Genomic DNA, 18,812 nt, shown 5'->3' with positions numbered 1-18,812 from the left:
GGATCAGAAGCTGTACGGATCTTGCTCCATAATGGGCTTTTCTGCAGCACTCGGGCGGCCAAGGGACAGGATTCGGTCCAGCATCTTTGCTGAGCCCGTGCCGACGAAGGCTGCAACGATAACGGTTGCCAGGCAGGTCAGGACCGCGAGGTGAGGGCCACCTTGGCTGAGAACCAACACCGCCGCGGTGAAAGGCAGGTGATAGCCTCCGCTGATTCCGCCCGCCGCGCCCGCCGCGCCGGCAAGATCACTGGGTATTTTAAGCGACGGTGCGAACACTCGCCCCGCCAGATCGCCAATTGCCAGAAATGGCACGAACAGGCCGCCGCATCCTCCCGCCGCTGCGGTCGCCGTGGTGGCTACTGCGCGGAGCACGTCAACGGCAAGCACAGTAAGCACCGCTGTCCCCGTCGCGGTCTCCACCCATGAGATCGCACCACCGCCTGGGCCTATGGCGGCCTCAGGTGAGGCTATCATCGAGATCAGCAGTGCGGACGCTCCCAAAACCAGCCCGCCAAGCGCGAGCCGGATGATGGGGCTGGCTTTCCAAGCCTTCGCTCGGTAGATGGCTGCTCCCGAGAGCGCAGTAATCGAGCCGGATAGCCCACCGATGAGCAACGCCGTGACCAGCGCCTGATAAAAGCTGTGCGGCGGTTCCGTGGGGACAACGAGGCGGATCAGGTTAACACCAAGCCAAATGTTCAAAAGCCATCCGACGAATCCTCCCACAAGTGCCGCCGTTACCCGTTCGACGTTGAGCGGAGCTTTATGGCGTCGACCCAGCTCAAGAATGTACGCGGTGCCAACCAGCGGTATTCCCATGAGCACAGCGACACCCGCCGCGCCACCCCCAACGGCTGCAGGCCGAATGAGACGGCGCCAGCGAGATCCGAGAGCTGCGCCCGTAGCAACCCCCATATAAGCCGCAGGTGCCTCGGTCCCCATCGGACAGCCGAAGCCAACGGTGGCGCAGATCGCCAGCAGCCGGATCGGTACCAGGGGCCACGGAAAGCGTTCCTCAACACCCGCGGATGACACCATATCGTCGGTCAGGTGCGAACGGGCGGCGTCAGGCGGAAAGGTTCTCCACTTGGCCCACTTCGGACGCCGCAAACCTTGCTCTTCGCTGCTCAAACCTAATCGGTAAAGCACCAGAACGGAGAGCGCCAATCCGAGCAGCGGCACGAGGATCAGTACCCAGACGTTTTGTCTGGAGACCACGGCCAGCATCGCTTTGAGCATCTCCGTGAACCCAACGACCAGCAAGGCCGCAATCGATCCTCCGAACACTGCACCCAGCGTGGAAACTGCAACCGTCGAAGGCACAGACGAGCCTGCGGAGGACGCGGTCACATCTCTCATAGCGGTAGCACGATGAAACTGGGAGTTCGATGGTTCATGATAGGGATTTGCTTTTGCGCGCCGCACGTACTCAGCGCTGCGCGGGTGGGGGGGAATTGGTTTTCGGACTCACCAAGCATGGTGGAAGGATAGCAGGAGGCGAACTTTCGGGTCGACTGGGTGTTTCCCTGCTTTTCAGCAAGTCGTGCCTGAGTACTTGCGGACTTTTGTCAGGTTGTTCCTGATTCAAATGGTTGCTGGCACTTTTGTTGGCACTTGAGGTCTGTGAATTTGTAACTCCTTGTCCAAGGCTTGCTTGGAATTGGAGGCGAGAGTCGGAATCGGACTGTCGCCTCATTTAGGTTAATTGCGGGCCATAGGTGGTTTAAGGATTTTTTCGCCGATATGGGTATTGAAAATGGCACTACTGTCCAAATTAGCTTTTAATAAAGGGTCCTAGTTTTTTACACTGTTTTCAATCCTGTTTGGAGCGATTGGGCCGGGTAAGGATAGTTCCAGACGCAGGCCCATGTTGCTCGCCATGCAGGGAAGATTACCCAACCGATTCCCACCTTCGACTACCTTTTCCCGCCATTAAACACCGGCATCGCCGGACTGCCATTTTCGCTCACTATGGTCCACCCCTTACCTTCCTGTTTCATCTGATAGGTGACATATTCGTAGGATCGCGGATCATTCCACACCACCACCTTATACGTCGTCTCGGAGTCAATTGGATGAACTCCCACAAAAACCTTTGCAGTGCGAAAATAGCGACGCCAATGGTACGGAAGCGACTTATAGTCGCGCAAGGATACGCTGGAAATAATCTGACGTCTGAACTCTTGCTTTGCCACCCGAGCCATCTTCGTAGCCGCCGCCATCGGGACATTCCCATCCGTGGTGACAATATCCGGCTTTGAAACCGCCCGAAGAGCAATCACTGCCAGCCCCAAAACCAGCGCCAACAAACCGATAACGATGTAATTCCTTTTACGCATCCTTGAAACCCAATTCTCACCATTTTTTAGACTTCCGTCAATCAAAGGCAAGCAAGCAAAAACCAAAAAGGAAAGCTTTCAAGTTACCTACGGATACCCGTATTACTTTCATGAAAACTGTATGGGCGCGTCGTTATCTTGGTTCGCAGTCAGAGGCAAAGAACAAACTCTGATCCTTAAGCACTTCAGTCTACGAAGCATTGGCAAAGTGTACCAACGCTCCAGCTATCACGGCGGATTGTTACCCAGTGGCTGGTTTCTGGTGATTCACGGAAGGCATGAGTTCACCGATGCCGAGGTAAAGCAACTGTCACAGGCAGCCGAGGTTGTCGCATGTTTTGTCGAGGAACATGTCATGGTAAGCAAGGCAGCTTGTTGGAAGAACGGCCAGGAGGTCTGGTCGGTAACCCATGATGCGCAGGAGTCTCTCCATCATTTGGAGGCGCAGGGTGAACTGCCACTAGGTTTTGCAGCCATCCGGGACCGATTAACGAAACAACAGGAAGAAGAGGACGATTGCGATTTCATTTTTGATATCCCCGTTTCGCTTGCAGCCGAGATTACCGGCTACCGGCACGATGAAACGCGAAAGGAAACCTTCGAGACCTTTGTAAGACCGTCCTTCTTTGAAGGATTATTTGGATAATGACTCCGCGATCCCTTAATAACCCCGCTCGAGCATCCACACTTACCGCTTTAATTGTTCCCCGGCTCGTTCCTGCTCAGGAAAGAAACTTCTTCGGAAGTTTCCCCTGCAGGAAACCGAGCAACGCTGGCGCGAGCTTGTCATCGTTCATTTCATAATCCCTCTTGAACGCCTGCAGTTTGCCCAGATAAACCGTGTTCAGATGAGCGCCAAACTCCCTCTGCAGATCAATGCGCTCCTTGTTGACCTCGCGTTCGAATTCCTGGAATTCCTCCAGGATCATCCAGGACTGTTCGGTTGAAAACGTCTTCCATTCGCGAATGGAGGTATGGTCAGTGCCCCGGACCCAGATGTGGTTGCCATGCGGAAATTCATCAATGAACTTCGGGATGAACATCGATTGGTCTCCCAGTATGTCGTTTTCACTCTGAAAGAATAGAAACTCCAGATGCATCTCCTTATCCTGAGTAATCAACTCCTCAACATGATTCGCCCCAACCTTCGGATCAAACATGGCGCATCTCACCGCGCGACTCTCAAAAAACTGCGGAGCATTTTGAAACAGGTATTTAAGCGCGAACACCATGTTGTTATTCCCCTGGCTGTGCGCCAAAATCAGGACCTCCTCCTTTGGATCTGCGCTCATGGCATTGTTGATCGCCATCGCATAATCCTTGGCCAGGGTTTCCGCCTCTTCATTCAAAACCTCGCTTCCGTCCAACTGCACAGCATCCTCCACCTCTCCGAGCAATTTTAAGAGGTTCACATAGCTTCGAAAATGCCCGGTGCCATCGGTGGGATTATAGGACGGCGGTGTGCCGGGAAAGGCGGAGATAATATCCTGCGCAAACTGTTTTATTCCATCGCCGTTATTGACATTTGTAATGGAGCTGGAGATCCCGCTGAATGTAAATAATTTCATAGTTTGCCCGTTATTTTGCCTGCGATTCGAAATCTCTCGCTGCCCGGAAAGAATGAAGCCAGCGATCCTCAGTGATTTTAGAACACTATCGGAAATGCCCTGGCCTCACAAGCACAAGCTGCGCGACTCCAAATTTTCCCCGCCTCGGCAAGGTTGCCTCCCTTAAAGCTACTCGTACCGCAACGACTCAATCGGGTCCAGATTCGCCGCCTTGTAGGCGGGATAAGTCCCAAAGACAACCCCAACCACGGAACAAATCACCAGCCCAAGAATCACCCAATCGACTGGAATAACTGCCGGCATTTCGAGCAGGTGCGCCGCCAGATTTCCAGCGCCGACGCCAACGAGCACTCCCAGCAGGCCGCCAAACTCACAGAGCACCACCGCCTCCATGATGAATTGCGTCATGATGTTCCGCTTCTTCGCCCCGATGGCGCGACGGATGCCGATTTCCCGTGTGCGTTCAGTGACCGAAACCAACATGATGTTCATGATCCCGATCCCGGCGGCAATCAGCGCGATGGAACTGATGACGCTGACGCCCAACCGCACGGCGAAAGTAAAGGTGTTGATTTGTTGGAGCATTGAGTCGTTGGAAACTATTTCAAAATCATCTTCCGCTCCCGGCTCCACCTTGCGAATGGTCCGGAGAATTCCCCGCACCTGCTCCACCGTTTCATCATACGACGCCTGATCCGAAGCCTGCACAAACATCCCAACGCTCTGGCGTCGTCCGCCGTAACGGTTTTGAAACGTGGTGATGGGAATAATGGCGAAATTATCCTGGTTGCCATTTTGCATCGTGCCTTTGGATTCCAACACGCCGACGACCGTATAATTGATGCCGTTGAGCTTGATCTTTTGGTCCACTGCCGACCCCATGGGAAAAAGGTCCTTGGAGAGACTGTTTCCTAAAATGCAAATGTCCCTCGCGCTATCGACGTCGGAGTCGGTCAAGCCCCGCCCTTCTTCCACGGTCCAGTTTTGTGCCGGAAAACTGCCCGGTGTATCACCATTGATGTGGACGTTCGGCGGGCCTTTCGCCTCGTGGGAAGAAACATCTGTGGCAGTGGAACTCAACTCCAGGCCGACACTTCCGGCCAGTGTGGCCCGTTTTTTCAAATCCAATCCCTGTGCCACTGTCAGGTCCTTGCGACGCCAATATTTCTCCATGCCTTCGCGGCCGCCAAAGTAAACTCCCGGCCATTTCTGCACCACGAAGGTATGGCCACCCAAAACATCCATATCGGCTTCGATCTTCTTCTGCATGGCTCGCATCGTGGTCATCACAACGATAATCGAGAACACTCCCACCATCACCCCTAAGAGCGTGAGTGCAGAACGAAGCTTATGCGCCGCGATCGCGGTCGTGGCCATCACAAAACTTTCGCGAGCCTCGCTGGTCAGCGTGGCGAGCATCGAACGTTTGGGATTTCGGGGATTATCCATGCGTGTTATTCGTTTCGCAATGCATCCACCGGATTCATGCGCGCCGCCCGCCATGCTGGCAGAAATCCGGAAATAACCCCTGTGAAAATCGAGACAATAAGTGCCGCCGCAACGATCGGTAACGATAGACTTACCGGTAAAAACCGGCTCACCCCTAGCGTGATCATATAAGTGATCCCCACTCCTATCAAACCACCCAGGGTGCAAATCGTGGCGGCTTCGATGAGAAATTGAAGCAGTATGGTTCTTCGCTTCGCGCCAATGGCCTTGCGAACGCCGATCTCTCGCGTCCGCTCCGCCACGGATACAAACATGATGTTCATGATACCAATGCCGCCCACAAACAGGGACAACCCTGTAATAAGTAATCCAACCAGTCCAATGGTACCCGCCACCTTGTTGAACATGGTCACGAATTGTTCCTGCTGATTGATGGCGAAATCGTCGGGATCACCCGGAGCGATATGGCGGACCTTGCGCAGCACTCCCCGCAGTTCCTCCTTCGCATCTTCAATCGAGCCTATGTCCCTGGCTTTGACCTGAATTTGAAAGTCTGGATTGCGCGCATAGCCAACCAGAAACTGCTGAACCGGAACAATCACCTCATTATCAAGGCTCTCCATGCCAAGAAAACTTCCCTGCTTTTCCAAAACCCCGATCACCTCCAGATTACGCTCTCCCAGTTTGATTTTGTTTCCAATCGGACTCTCGCCAATAAAAAGATTCGTGGCAACTTGATTGCCGATAACGCAGACGGGCCGTCCACCTTCAGATTCCGAAGCTGTCAAATAACGACCTTGGGCCATGGAAAAACCACTGGTAATCAGATACTCGTCCGTTGTGCCAATCACCATGACGCGGCTCGAACTGCGGGATTTATAAACGACCGGTTGTCCCATCACCACATAGGGCGCAACCGCACGAGCCATGGTGAGTTGCCTGGCAGCCTGTTTGACCTGAGCCAAAGTAAACTCACGTCGCCTTTGTGCTTTCAACCAATCCGCCTCGCTATGATCCAACCAGCTAAACCGGCCAACGAAAAAAGTATCAGCACCCAAAACCGAGATGCTCTTGTGAAACGCATCATTCATTCCATTGATGGCCGTCCCCATCAACGTGACCGTCACAATGCCAATAACAATTCCGAGCGTCGTCAGTGCCGAGCGCATCTTGTTCGCACGGACTGAATCCCATGCAAAACTGAAGCCCTCTCTAAGCTCGGTGAAAAGATTCATGCCCCGGCTATTTTGCTCACGATTTCATCACTGGCAATCAGCCCGTCCCGAATGCGAATAATGCGGCGGGCATGTTTCGCGACCTCTTCCTCGTGCGTAACAACCAGCATTGTATTGCCAGTTCGCGATAGATTCTCAAACAACGCCATGATTTCCTCGCCAGTCTTTGAATCAAGGTTACCGGTCGGCTCGTCCGCGAGAATGATCGAAGGTTTGTTGACCAGGGCGCGCGCGATGGCTACGCGTTGGCGTTGGCCACCAGACATCTCGTTCGGCTTGTGATGCACACGATCACCCAGACCGACACTGGTCAGTGCCTCCAAAGCCATCTGCTTCCGGTCATCCGAGTCGATTCCCGAGTAGACCAGCGGCAGTTCAACATTTCGTAATGCGTTGGAGCGCGGCAGCAGATTGAAAGTTTGGAAAACGAATCCGATTTCCCGGTTCCGAATCTCCGCCAGTTCATTGTCGTCCATTTCACTGACGTTCGTGCCGTTAAGCTCGTACACGCCCGAGGTGGAAGTGTCCAGGCAGCCCAACAAATTCATCAACGTGGATTTCCCGGAACCTGATGGCCCCATGATGGCAACGTATTCACCGCGTCCAATCACCAGGGAGACATCCCGCAGGGCGTGAATCGTCTCCTGCCCCATCTGATATCTGCGGGCGACGTTTTTAAGTTTAATCAGGCTCACAATGCTTAAGGTTGCCGAACCTTACTTCTTCTCCGCTCCACCCTCGGGCTTGGCCTCGCTTGCCTTGATCTGCTTGCCCTCCTCCAACTCGCGGTTAATGGCTTTGTAACCGCCTGAAACAACCTGCTGGTCTTCTTTTAGCCCCTCGGTAATTTCAACATAGTTGTCATCGCTGATACCCCGTTTTACGGGGACCATCTTCGCACGTTCACCATCCACGAGAAAAACGACCTCCGAGGGTTTGGGCGCCTCGGCGAGCTTCTTCTTCTCCGCAGCCGGCGTGGAACTATTGACGCTGGAGTTGGCAGCGTGAGCATCATCCTTGCCCAGCGCCACGGAATTCGTTGGGGTGCCTTTTGGAAAACGCGTCGTTACACTTTGGATCGGTACGGTAATAACATTGGTGCGATATCGGGTCTCTATCTCTGCCGTCACTGACATCCCAGGCCGGAATTGTTCCTTTTCATCAATCCGGATTTTAACTTCGAATTTCGTCGCCTCCGTCGAACTGCTGCTGGTCGCATTGGAGGAATTCTTCGATGAGTTGGCAATGTCAGTAACCGTGCCGTTGAATTTGCGATCCTTAAAAGCATCCACATCCAGCCGCGCCTTTTGCCCGACTTGGATAAGCACGACATCAATTTCACCAATATCAACCCGCGTCTCCATGGCGTTAAGGTCTGAAACGGTCATGATTTCCGTGCCAGCCATCATTGCCGTCCCAACCACCCGTTCGCCCAGTTGGGAATTCAACTTTGTAATCGTGCCGTCCAAGGGTGAATAAATGGTGGTTTTGGACAGATCGTCTTCAGCTTTTTGCAACGAAGCATGGGCCATTTCCACCTGCTGAATCGAGCCGACCAGGTTCGCCTTGGCCACGTCATAGGTGGTTTTGGCTTCCAAAAATGCCGAGTCCGAAATCAACTTAGTTTTAAACAAAGATTCATTCCGCTGGTATTCCAATTCCGCCTTCTGCAGGTTCGCCCACGCGGTGTTGCTGTTGGCGACGGAATATTTATAATTCGCATCCGCGGAATTGCGGCTCGCCGTGTAGTTGTCGGGTTTGATTTTTACGAGCAAATCACCCTTTTTGACGCATTGACCTTCCTTCACGGGAAGGTCGGTGATTTCCCCGCTCACCTCCGGACTGATTTTTACCTGCACCACCGGTTGGACCTTCCCATTGGCCACCACGAGTTCAGTCAGATTGCGCCGGGATACTTTTTCCTTTTGAACGGTGATGATCGGCTCTTTCTTCTTCAGAACGGCAACTCCAGTCAACCCGATCAGCGCCAGGAGGATAAGAGAAAATACTAAAAGCTTTTTGCGTTTTTTCGATTTCGGATTGGCCATTTGTTTCCTTTAGACCGGATGCTGCGATATTCGTTGCAATTAAAATGCGCGATTGCCTCACCCCTGAGGGTGTTTAATAAGGCTTAATGCTAATGCCGGTCCCAGTGTCAGCAAGGCCCAGAGGCAGAAAAGCCACAACGTGGACTTCAACCAGGAGGCACCGCTAAGACGTGACAGGCCGATTCCCAAAACTGCTATATGCCAGAACGCCATCACATTAAGCGCTGATAGGATTAAATGAAGTCTATTTTGTGGATCAAAGTGCCCCACGAAAAGAATCGGCCCCGGCGTCATCCCAGGACTGCCATAAATCACGGTGAGTAACGTGGCTACAACCGTTCCCAGTAACATAATCATGCTGCATAACCCCGTCACCTCCAGGACAGGCATGAAATTAATTGAGGATTTAAATGCAAATCTCCCCACTAAAAATACGGTTGCAGCGGCAAGAAAGAGGAATGCCACATTGGCAACGAAAGTTCCCACAACCGCTCCATACTTCACAAACTTCATCGTCATTTCCTCCACCCGATCTGCATCCTGACGTTTCATCTGTCCGGCCTTGATCATTTTCTCGAACTGGGCTTCCTGTGCGTCCTTGACAGATTGCAACACTTTGGGTTGTGAAAAGATTACCAGCGATGCAATCATCCCGACAATTATGGACAACAGCAAAGGAACCGCCCAATTTGAATTCCTGGGAGGACTTGCCTTCACCTCATCAATCACTTCAGTCGGACTGACGAATACGTTGAGCAAGCGGGAGAGCAATGAGCTGGCACCTGCAGGTGGAGGCGCGGACGGCTCGAAAGACGACAGTTGTTCCATAATGAAATGAGTTTTTCTACCTCTCAGTTAGTAAAATGGTTGTAGCAGCGCAACCAGTGAGTCATTCGTCAGCCCAAACGTGGAGAAATGCTACTCGAATGTCAAGTAACGTCGAATTGCTTCATTACAAAAATCCAGCCCGGACATATCCCGACTGGATTCAGGGAAGAGGTTGTCTTAGCGGACTTTCAACAACTCACTCTCGCTCCAAGCTTCCTCACGTTTTGCCGTCTCAGTGCGGACGGCTTTGACGGTATCAGGCGTGACGGCGCTGGCCGAGTGGTCCCATGACCGGCGGATATAAGTTAAAATCGCCGCGACTTGATCATCGGTGAAAGCACTGCCGAAAGCAGGCATATCCATTTCATATTTGCGCCCTTTTACGTTCAGTGGTCCATGAACCCCGTTGAGCGCAATGCGAGCCAGGCGTTTGTCCGGTCCCAGAACCCATTCGGAGTCGACCAGCGGCGGAGCCAGGCCTTCCTGCCCAAGTCCATGCGGTTGATGGCATTGGGCACATGTTCCTTCAAACAAGGTTTTGCCTGAATTGAACAAGACCAATTGAGCTTCGGTCAGAGGAACTACCGGAGGATCGGGTTCATATCCGGGCTGGCCCGGCCAGGTTATGAGTTCAGCCAATTTCTCGACACGGTCGCGCAGCTTGGCATCACCGCTCTTGCTCAATGCCGCTAATGCGGCAGGTTCGGCTGCGAATTTGATCCGCTTCACCCTGACAACCGACTTGCCTTTGCCCTTGGCGGGAGCCGATGTAGTCATGCCATCCAGAAGAGCAAGTTGCCGCCAGGCGAAGGTTTCATTTTGCTTTGCGACCAGGCCAAGCAACTGCTCGATGCGCTTGGTTTTGCCTTCGGTAAAAACGCATTGTGCCAGGCTGCGGAGCATCTCCTCCCGTCCTGGCTGTTTCTGTTCCCAGGATTTATCGGCCAGCAATTTCTCCGTGAATTCAAGCTCATGCACGACCAAGCCACTGATCAGAGCTTCCCGCACCAACGGAATGCCTGAAGATTGCTTGGCGATTTCCAACATCTCCTGCTCGGCAACAGGATCGGCAACTTCACCCAAAGTCAGCGCCAACTGGATCTGCACGTCAGCATCCTTATCATTGGTAACTGCCTCGCTGAGACGAGTGAGCACCTCTGCCCGATCTTCGGACTTAAACAATGGTTCCATTAACCGAATGGCTGTCGCCCTGACTTTCGGATACTGGCATTTCAATTGGGCAAGCAAGGTCTGCTCGTCCAACTGCCCAATGCCATCCAGAGTCCAAAGCGCGTGCACTCGTGTCACGGGATTGGTGGCGTTCGTGGCGAGTTTCTTTAATTCCGATGCGACGGAAGCATCATTTCGTTCAACCAACAAACGCTGCGCTGTCTCTCGATACCAGGCATTCGCGTGAGAAAGATACTGAACCAATTCCGTCGAACTGGCCTTGGCAAGATGCGGTTTGGCATCCAGCGGCGTTCCTTCGTGCGCAACCCGATAAATGCGTCCCTTATCCACCGGCTTCTCCAGGCCGCGCGACAAAATCTGCTGGCGCAAGTAGCTGGTCACAAAGATGCGGTGCTGCAGCACGCCGCGATACATATCCACAACGTATAAGGCTCCATCCGGCCCCACGCTGAGATTGACCGGCCGGAAGCGTTCGTCCGAGGAAGCCAGGAATTCGGAGTTTTCATACGCTCGCTTCGCATTGATAACCCCATCTTTCTCTTCAAGGATATCCCGGTGAACTAAATTGCCCGCCGGTTCACAGACGAAAACATTGCCATGGAATTCCGCCGGAAAGTTATTTCCCCGATAAACCAGTGGGGAACAGGCTGCGGTAAAGGTTGCCAGGGTGCCATTCGTCCTCAATTGTCCTGGACGATAACCACGGTTTACTCCCGGATTCACTCGAACCGGCCAGACAGACTGCTCCTTGATGGCTTGAAAATTAATCCCCATCGGCGTGCGATAATTGGGATTGCGATATAAATATGCGGATGGAACGAGGTCACATCTTAATTGGTCCTCGTTGGCATTGAAAAACAATCGACCGAAGTCATCTTGCGAAATTCCCCATTGCCCGCGAAAGGCGGTAGGGCCCTTTTTCCAATCCTCCTCGAGACTCCGATAACGGGTTGTAAAATTGGCGCTGTAAATCCAGTTGTCCAAGCCCCACAAAAGCCCATTGGCGTCATGTTCCGGGCTGTTCCTGTTTCCATAGTCCTTGGCGACCTCAATTCTTTCATCGGCTTTCCCGTCTCCATTGGTATCGCGCAGGAACCAGAGCTTGGGCGACTCAGCCACCAATGCGCCTCCACGAACGAGAGCAATGGCGCGAGGCAGAAAGAGGTCGTCCGCGAATACCGTGCTCTTATCCATTTTCCCATCGCCATCTGTATCCTCCAGGATGACGATTCTACCCTTTTGTTCGCCTTCACCCGAGCCATCCACATTGGGCATATATCCCCGCATCTCTACGACCCAAAGGCGCCCATCCGGATCAAACGCAATAGCCACGGGGTCCTGGACCAGCGGTTCGCTGGCCACCAGTTGGATTTTGAATCCAGGAGCCAGCTTGAATGTCTTTAGAGCTTCATCCGCCGACAATACGGGAGCAGGAGGGATGGGAAAAGCAGGTTGGTTCTGAACTTCACCGGGCCGGTCGCCCTGCTGCGCATAAACCGCAGACGCCAGAAATAAGCAAGGAATCAGAGTTCTTAAAAGCATTTTTAGCCTATGATGGTTCGCTGGTGGTAATTCTTAGCACGCTGCTTTGGACGAATCAAACCGTATGCGTATTTATTTCACACCTGATTTCTGTAAACCTTAAACAGGTCCCCTGTGCGTGCCAAGGCTGGGATTAGTTGATTAAGCTCTGAAAACCATAAATATAACAACTTATTGTTTATTGTGATTTGACTTTGCTCTACGAATTTCCTTTTATCGACGGAAGTCATTAAATTGGGATTTCGATTTTCACTTCGGTTAAAGGTCGTGCCTATCTGGGCTCTACCCGTGGCCTGTTCATGCCTTTGCAAAAAGGACTTATTCGGTGAGCTGAAGGACCGCACCAGCAAGAACAAAATCTCTTCGTTTGGCACTTTCACCGGATTGAGCTACAGGTACGTATTACAAGTTTTATCTACCGGGACTGGTTTGCGCCGGTGAATAAATGAAGCGCATACCGACAATACTGCAGAGAGCCAGCCTTATCGGAGTGTTCATGCTCTTGAGCCTGCTGCCTTGCCTCGCCTTTCTCCCGGACTCCCAAACTGAACTTGCCAATTTCGATAAACGGTTGGAATCAACCGCCAAGCCTGCGAAAGCCCCAACTCGCCAAAACCAGGCTATCGCTGAATTCAATACACGATTGCCCGATGTTAACATTCAGTTGGACGAAATCTTGCAAACTCCCAAATGGATCAGCTCTACCAAGGGATTTCTGTCAGGTCCCGACGGCAAGGGGCGCACAATTTCCCCCGCTACCATGGCCCGCTTTTCCACAAACGACGCCTATCGGGTTACCAAAGCTTTTCTGCTTGAGCACACGAACCTTTTTGACCATGGACCAGAGGTTTTGAACGAAGCCAGAATCAAACGGGACTTTGTTACCGTGCACAATGGGCTTCATACGGTTACCTGGGAACAACTCCTCGATGGCATTCCAGTTTTCGACGGCCTGTTGACTTCTCACGTGACCAGGCGCGACGAGTTGGTCAGCATCTCGAGCCAGTTTATCCCCGCGGTTGGCACGGCGGCAGACGTCGGCACGCCGAACCGTAAAGTGGTCCAAACAACCCCGCCCATTACCCCGCCCCAGGCCGTGATCAAAGCCTTTAGAAATTTGGGTGGAACTCTTGGCGAATCCGAACTTACGAACACTAGTGTAAAGCCAGACGGTTTTGAGAAGCATCAATCCTTTAAAGCCGGCCCCCTCAAAGGCGATGCAAATGTTCGACTGGTCTGGCTTCCGATGAATCGCCAATCCATGAGACTTTGCTGGCAGGTGATCCTGATGAGTAGGGCCCGCGGGGAAATGTTTCAAATACTCATTGATGCCCAATCTGGAGAAGCATTGTTACGTCATAAACTTACGGAAAACATAAGCAATGCCTCATATCGCGTTTTTACCACCGACAGCCCAACTCCATTTTCTCCCGGTTATGCAGTTCCTTCCACGAATCAACCCGCCCTCGTTTCGCGGGTGCTCGTGGTTACAAACGCATTCAATACAAACGCTTCACCCAATGGCTGGATCAATGATGGGGATAACGAAACCTCCGGGAACAACGTGGATGCTCATCTGGATAGGGATGCTGACAATCTTCCCGACCTGCCTCGTCCGCGTGGCTCGCCCTTTCGTGTTTTCGACATACCGTTGGACCTTAGCCAGGATCCTGTGGCATACGGTGACGCGTGCGTCGTAAACCTGTTTTACTGGAACAATTGGATGCACGACAAACTTTACGAGTTTGGTTTTACGGAGGCAGCCGGCAATTTTCAGATCAATAACTTCGGTCGCGGTGGCACGGGCAACGACGCCGTCCAGGCTGATGCCCAGGACGGCAGCGGGTTTAACAATGCCAATTTCTCAACGCCTCCCGATGGCCTGCCTGGGCGCATGCAAATATATATTTTTAACGGCCCATCTCCCAACCGGGACGGAGACCTGGACACGCAGGTGATGGTTCACGAATACACCCACGGCTTAAGCGGCCGCCTGGTCGGCGGCGGGGTGGGCATCAGCGCTTTACAATCCCGTGGTCTGGGCGAGGGCTGGTCAGACTTCTTCAGTCTGGCGTTGCTCAGTAAGGCAGGCGATAGCCTGAATGCCAACTATCCCGAAGGTGCCTATGTGAGCTACCAATTGTTTGGTTTGCAGGAGAATTATTACTACGGAATTCGTCGCTACCCTTACAGCACTGACATCACCAAAAGCCCCGAAACGTTGCAGGACATAGATCCGGGGCTCGCGAGCGCGCATACCGGCGTGCCACGAAACCCTGCCATGCCTAACTCTCCTACTGAGATTCATAACATGGGAGAAATCTGGTGCGTTACCCTTTGGGATGCGCGCGCGAACCTGATCAGGAAGTACGGATTCAACAACGGCAATCACCTGATTCTCCAACTCCTCACAGATGCGCTGAATCTGACACCCGCCAACCCCAATTTTATTCAGGCGCGCGACGCCATTCTACAGGCAGATCTGGTGGATAATGGTGGCGCGAATTACCACGAACTTTGGACGGCGTTTGCCAAACGCGGAATGGGTTATAATGCCTCTGCCCCGGCAAGCACCACGACTTCAGGCATCGTCGAATCCTACATTGTCCCGGATGATCTTCTCGTCACCCCACCCTCTGACTTTAGTGGGAGTGGCAACGTAACGGGTTTCTTCAGTCCTGCTTCCCAAATGTATACCTTGATAAACACCGGCACCAATTTTATGAGTTGGGCGGCAGGGACGGACATGGCGTGGGTCAACCTCTCCGCGACCACTGGTCAACTGACTGCGAACGGTGGCTCAACCAACATTCTAATTTCACTTAATTCCGTCGCCAGCAATCTTGACATCGGCACCTACAGCGGGGTCGTTGCATTTACAAACTTGAACACCGGGTTCACCCAGTCTCGGAACTTCAACCTGACCATTTCACCACCCAGACTATACTTTTTCCCGCTTGATTCCGATCCGGGCTGGAGTCGGGAAGGACAATGGGCTTTTGGAGCTCCAGCAGGGATGGGAGGAACAAACCATGGTAATCACGATCCAACGGCAGGTGCCACGGGAACAAATGTTTTCGGAGTCAACCTGGCAGGAGATTATGCGACGAATGCCGGCGGCCCCTATCAACTGACAGCCGGGCCGTTTAATTTCTCCAGTGATCGCAGCGTGGTGCTGAGTTTTCAACGCTGGCTAAACTCAGATTATCCGCCTTACGCCTTCGCCAATGTGGAGGTTTCGAACAATGGTTCTGATTGGACTTCCATTTTCTCCAACGATTCAGGGGAAATCACGGATTCGACCTGGACCTCTCAACGATTCGATATCTCCACCTACGCGGATAATCAGCCCTCCTTCTACGTGCGTTGGAATTACGAAACTTATGCGGGCGCATTTGCCTACTCGGGCTGGAACATTGATGATATCGAGTTTCTTGGCGTGAGCCAGTTGTCTGTGGTGCTTCCCGATTTTGTCTCAGAAGGAGATGGCCTAATCGCCAATGCTGGACAAGTTAAACTGGCACATGCGCCAGCTTCTGATATTACCGTGAGTTTGAGTTCCAGTGACACGTCAATAGCCACGGTTCCTTTCAACAGTTATCATTCGGGCGGGCCAGACGAATGGGAGATTCGATCTTTCCACCATCGACAACGCTCTTTTGGATGGAACCAAAACGGTAACGATCGAAGCATCCGCCTTTGGATACTTAAGCGGAACCAACTCCATGAACGTGTTGGACAATGAATCAGCCACGCTGTCAATCATCCTGCCTGGCAGTGCTTCGGAAGCAGACGGAACCATTCAGGGAATAATCAACGCGAGCGCTGCGCCGGACAACGACATCACTGTCAGCCTTGCCTCCAGCGATACGAACACAATCCAAATTCCGCCCTCCATCACCATTTCTGCCGGCCAAACATCAAGCGTTTTCACCGCCACGATCCTCAATGACACGCGTATAAACTGGGACCGTAGCATCCTCCTCACAGCGCATGTAGCGAACTGGATTGATGGAACTGCCGCTGTGCTGATCCATGATGACGAAAACACCAATCTAACTCTCCAACTCCCCGCTCAAGCACGGCAAAGCAATGGAACAATCACCAACGGCGGGAGGGTCTTGATTCAGGGCATAGTCGCGACAAATCTCAGTCTCTCACTTTCTTCGAGTGACACAACCAAACTCCAGGTGCCTGCATTGATAACCATCCCAAGTGGCCAAACCTCGGCATTTTTCAACCTGATCCTGCCAAATAACATTCAGACCAACGGGACCCAATCTGTGCAGGTTACCGCCAGCGCCATGGGCTTTGCCACGGTCGGTGCTTCAGTATCCATCATCGATAGCCAAACCCCGCCTCTTCCGATTTATCTAAATCCACCAAATCTCACGACCAACAACCCTGTCTTCGTGCAATTAAGCTGGCGCCCCGGAGTGGGTGAAGGTGTTGAACAACTGGTTAATGGCACATTTGAATTGGGCGATCTCACAGGCTGGTCAACCACCGGTAACACCAACGCAGCCTTTTTGGTCGAAGATGGCACGATCCCTCCTGCCAGTGGTGATATTGTCAGTGCACCATTTTCAGGGGGCTACAGCCTGCTGGGAGAACAGTCCACTGTTCCAGGATTTTTAGAGCTTTCCCAGGACATATGGTTGCCAACCAATGTTCCGTCTGTGACCCTGAGCTGGGTTGATATGATTAGAAATTTTAACGGCTCCTTTGATACGAACCAGCAATTCCGCGTCGAGATTCGAAACACGAACAATGTGATTCTAGCCGTCCCCTTCAAAACCGAGGCCGGTGACCTCGCATTGGCTGAATGGACGCAGAGGAGCGCTGATCTCACACCCTATAAAGGCCAGGCCATCCGTGTGGCCTTTGTGGTCGATGCCAGCCAGGATTTTTTTGATCTCCATCTGGATGAAATTAGTATTCGTGCCGCGAACCCTCCTCTAACTACATACGATATATACCTCAGTACAAATTCGCTGCCGGGAGCCCCTGATTTGTTCGGGAGCACTACCAATACTTTTTGCACTCTCTCGAATTTAAATGCCTTTCAAAATTATTATTGGCAAATCGTGGCCAGAAGAGCTTCTGAGACACCCGGGCCGATATGGAGCTTCAGCTGCCTCCCCACTCTCCTCATAAATGACGTGAGTTTGAGGGAGGGCAACTCGGGAACAACCAACGCGACATTTACCGTTACTCTGGCTGGAAATAATGGCCAGATTGTCTCCGTAAGCTTTTCCACGCTGGATGGAACCGCAAATGCGCCTGCCGATTATACCACCACCAATGGCACGCTTACATTCAACCCGGGCGAGACCAGCAAGACGTTTTCCGTACGGGTCAAGGGAGATACCAACAATGAACCGGATGAAACTTTCTTTATCGTGCTGTCCAATCCCACCAATGCTGTGCTTGCAAGGGCACAGGCAACCGGAATCATTCTCAATGATGATCTCAAGCAGCCTATCCTGGCGGGAATTCCCAATGCGGTAATCAATGAACTCACTGCTTTTGTATATACCAATTCAGCCACTGGTTCGAGTTTTTCTGACGTGCCATTGTCCTACTCACTGGATGCAGGCGCGCCCGCCGGAGCACAGATAAATTCTCAAACTGGCATTTTTACCTGGACACCCACCGAAGCCCAAGGCCCCGGGTTGTATGCCATCACTGTCCGGGTAAGTGAGAACAGTTCTCCGCCAAGAAGTGATGCGAAGACATTTTCCATTACTGTAAATGAAGTGAACAGCGCTCCCAGTCTCGGAATAATCTCCAATCTAACCGTCCACGCTGGAAGCCTGGTCAGCTTCACAGCCACTGCGGTGGATGGCGACATTCCGACCAATCACCTCATTTTCAGCCTGGGTGCTGGGGCACCATCGGGAGCAGGCATCGGGGCAACGAATGGATTTTTTTCATGGCTGACGAGTGAAGCCAATGAAGGGACAAATTCGATTACAGTCCTCGTCACGGATGATGGATCACCGAATCTAACCGCCTCGCGAACCTTCACCGTGGTTGTGGCTCCCCGCCCTCAAATTAATTCCTTCGCCCTCAATGGCGCCGGTTTTTGCATCAGTTGGACTGCAATTCCTGGAATGACCTACCGCGTCCAATCCAAGAATACGATTTATGGGGCCTGGCTGGATTTGCCCGGGCTGGTAACAGCAGCCAGTCCCATGGCCCAAAAGTGTGATAATTCCGGACTTTCACTCGAACGATTTTACCGTATCCAACTGGTCCCCTGAGCGGAGCCACTGTGAATACCTCCCAAAAGAATTGCCTATTTCTTGACAGTAGCAACGGTTTGCGGTTGAATACTAATTGATCGAAACGGGGCCGGCGTCTTTTCAGAAGCTGGTCTTTTTCATATTAGTTTCCTGATAGTTTTAAGCCTTTTAGACTACTAGCCAACCAAATGGAAAATTCAGGCTATTCATTAAGCAGCCAAGATACCCAGCTGGTATTATTTATTGCTGGCGCCATCGCACTTGCCTTCATTTGTATCCTAATTTTTGATGCGTTCCGGCGGGGAAAGAGCCATGGGCGAGGAAGGTCTTCACGCGGTAACCGCGATGGCAATCCTGTTTC

Annotated in this window: 12 protein-coding genes; 3 read left to right on the top strand and 9 right to left on the bottom strand. The window is 52.4% G+C overall.

Annotated elements, in window-relative coordinates:
- Window positions 1–3: 3 nt before the first annotated feature.
- Window positions 4–1,362 (bottom strand): chloride channel protein, encoded by a 1,359-nt coding sequence (locus CFLAV_RS01155; protein ID WP_007412739.1) that lies wholly within the window; start codon window positions 1,360–1,362, stop codon window positions 4–6.
- A gap of 557 nt (window positions 1,363–1,919) precedes the next feature.
- Complete coding sequence (locus CFLAV_RS01150) at window positions 1,920–2,342, bottom strand: hypothetical protein (protein WP_007412738.1); 423 nt, start codon at window positions 2,340–2,342, stop codon at window positions 1,920–1,922.
- A gap of 208 nt (window positions 2,343–2,550) precedes the next feature.
- Between CFLAV_RS01150 and CFLAV_RS31550 the strand changes: the two genes are divergently transcribed.
- Window positions 2,551–2,988 carry a hypothetical protein gene (locus tag CFLAV_RS31550; protein ID WP_150107204.1) on the top strand — a complete coding sequence of 146 codons (438 nt, stop codon included), beginning with the start codon at window positions 2,551–2,553 and terminating at the stop codon, window positions 2,986–2,988.
- Window positions 2,989–3,064: 76 nt separating this feature from the next.
- Here CFLAV_RS31550 and CFLAV_RS01140 read toward each other — a convergent pair whose 3' ends face one another.
- The 7 genes from CFLAV_RS01140 to CFLAV_RS01105 form a co-directional block, all read right to left on the bottom strand.
- Window positions 3,065–3,910, bottom strand: coding sequence for an alpha/beta hydrolase (locus CFLAV_RS01140; protein ID WP_007412736.1), 846 nt, complete (start codon window positions 3,908–3,910; stop codon window positions 3,065–3,067).
- 168 nt (window positions 3,911–4,078) lie between these two features.
- Window positions 4,079–5,359, bottom strand: coding sequence for an ABC transporter permease (locus CFLAV_RS01135; RefSeq protein WP_007412735.1), 1,281 nt, complete (start codon window positions 5,357–5,359; stop codon window positions 4,079–4,081).
- Between the two features lie 5 nt (window positions 5,360–5,364).
- A complete protein-coding gene (locus tag CFLAV_RS01130; RefSeq protein WP_007412734.1) occupies window positions 5,365–6,594 on the bottom strand; it encodes an ABC transporter permease in 1,230 nt (409 codons plus the stop codon).
- Complete coding sequence (locus tag CFLAV_RS01125) at window positions 6,591–7,247, bottom strand: ABC transporter ATP-binding protein (RefSeq protein WP_007412733.1); 657 nt, start codon at window positions 7,245–7,247, stop codon at window positions 6,591–6,593. Before CFLAV_RS01125 ends, CFLAV_RS01130 begins: the two co-directional genes overlap by 4 nt.
- Before the next feature lie 63 nt (window positions 7,248–7,310).
- On the bottom strand, window positions 7,311–8,642 hold the full coding sequence (locus CFLAV_RS01120; protein WP_007412732.1) for an efflux RND transporter periplasmic adaptor subunit: 1,332 nt from the start codon (window positions 8,640–8,642) through the stop codon (window positions 7,311–7,313).
- Between the two features lie 57 nt (window positions 8,643–8,699).
- Entirely contained in the window at window positions 8,700–9,470 is a 771-nt protein-coding gene (locus CFLAV_RS01115) for a YIP1 family protein (RefSeq protein WP_007412731.1), read from the bottom strand.
- Window positions 9,471–9,647: 177 nt separating this feature from the next.
- Entirely contained in the window at window positions 9,648–12,203 is a 2,556-nt protein-coding gene (locus tag CFLAV_RS01105; RefSeq protein WP_007412730.1) for a PVC-type heme-binding CxxCH protein, read from the bottom strand.
- Window positions 12,204–12,648: 445 nt separating this feature from the next.
- Here CFLAV_RS01105 and CFLAV_RS01100 point away from each other — a divergent pair, with 445 nt between their 5' ends.
- The gene (locus CFLAV_RS01100) at window positions 12,649–15,948 is read left to right on the top strand and encodes a M36 family metallopeptidase (protein ID WP_007412729.1); all 3,300 of its coding nucleotides are present in this window, start codon (window positions 12,649–12,651) and stop codon (window positions 15,946–15,948) included.
- A complete protein-coding gene (locus tag CFLAV_RS01095; RefSeq protein ID WP_007412728.1) occupies window positions 15,929–18,469 on the top strand; it encodes a Calx-beta domain-containing protein in 2,541 nt (846 codons plus the stop codon). Before CFLAV_RS01100 ends, CFLAV_RS01095 begins: the two co-directional genes overlap by 20 nt.
- The last annotated feature ends 343 nt before the right edge of the window (window positions 18,470–18,812 follow it).

It is taken from the genome of Pedosphaera parvula Ellin514 (genome assembly GCF_000172555.1).
GTDB lineage: Bacteria > Verrucomicrobiota > Verrucomicrobiia > Limisphaerales > Pedosphaeraceae > Pedosphaera.
This window is presented reverse-complemented; position numbering and strand designations above follow the sequence as displayed.

Bases quoted from the DNA above. Each gene is read 5' to 3' on its own strand.
- CFLAV_RS01125 (WP_007412733.1), bottom strand. From the start codon at position 7,247: ATGGGGCAGGAGACGATTCACGCCCTGCGGGATGTCTCCCTGGTGATT.
- CFLAV_RS01155 (WP_007412739.1), bottom strand. From the start codon at position 1,362: ATGAGAGATGTGACCGCGTCCTCCGCAGGCTCGTCTGTGCCTTCGACG.
- CFLAV_RS01130 (WP_007412734.1), bottom strand. From the start codon at position 6,594: ATGAATCTTTTCACCGAGCTTAGAGAGGGCTTCAGTTTTGCATGGGAT.
- CFLAV_RS01095 (WP_007412728.1), top strand. From the start codon at position 15,929: ATGAACGTGTTGGACAATGAATCAGCCACGCTGTCAATCATCCTGCCT.
- CFLAV_RS01100 (WP_007412729.1), top strand. From the start codon at position 12,649: ATGAAGCGCATACCGACAATACTGCAGAGAGCCAGCCTTATCGGAGTG.
- CFLAV_RS01150 (WP_007412738.1), bottom strand. From the start codon at position 2,342: ATGCGTAAAAGGAATTACATCGTTATCGGTTTGTTGGCGCTGGTTTTG.
- CFLAV_RS01105 (WP_007412730.1), bottom strand. From the start codon at position 12,203: ATGCTTTTAAGAACTCTGATTCCTTGCTTATTTCTGGCGTCTGCGGTT.
- CFLAV_RS01115 (WP_007412731.1), bottom strand. From the start codon at position 9,470: ATGGAACAACTGTCGTCTTTCGAGCCGTCCGCGCCTCCACCTGCAGGT.
- CFLAV_RS01120 (WP_007412732.1), bottom strand. From the start codon at position 8,642: ATGGCCAATCCGAAATCGAAAAAACGCAAAAAGCTTTTAGTATTTTCT.
- CFLAV_RS01135 (WP_007412735.1), bottom strand. From the start codon at position 5,359: ATGGATAATCCCCGAAATCCCAAACGTTCGATGCTCGCCACGCTGACC.
- CFLAV_RS01140 (WP_007412736.1), bottom strand. From the start codon at position 3,910: ATGAAATTATTTACATTCAGCGGGATCTCCAGCTCCATTACAAATGTC.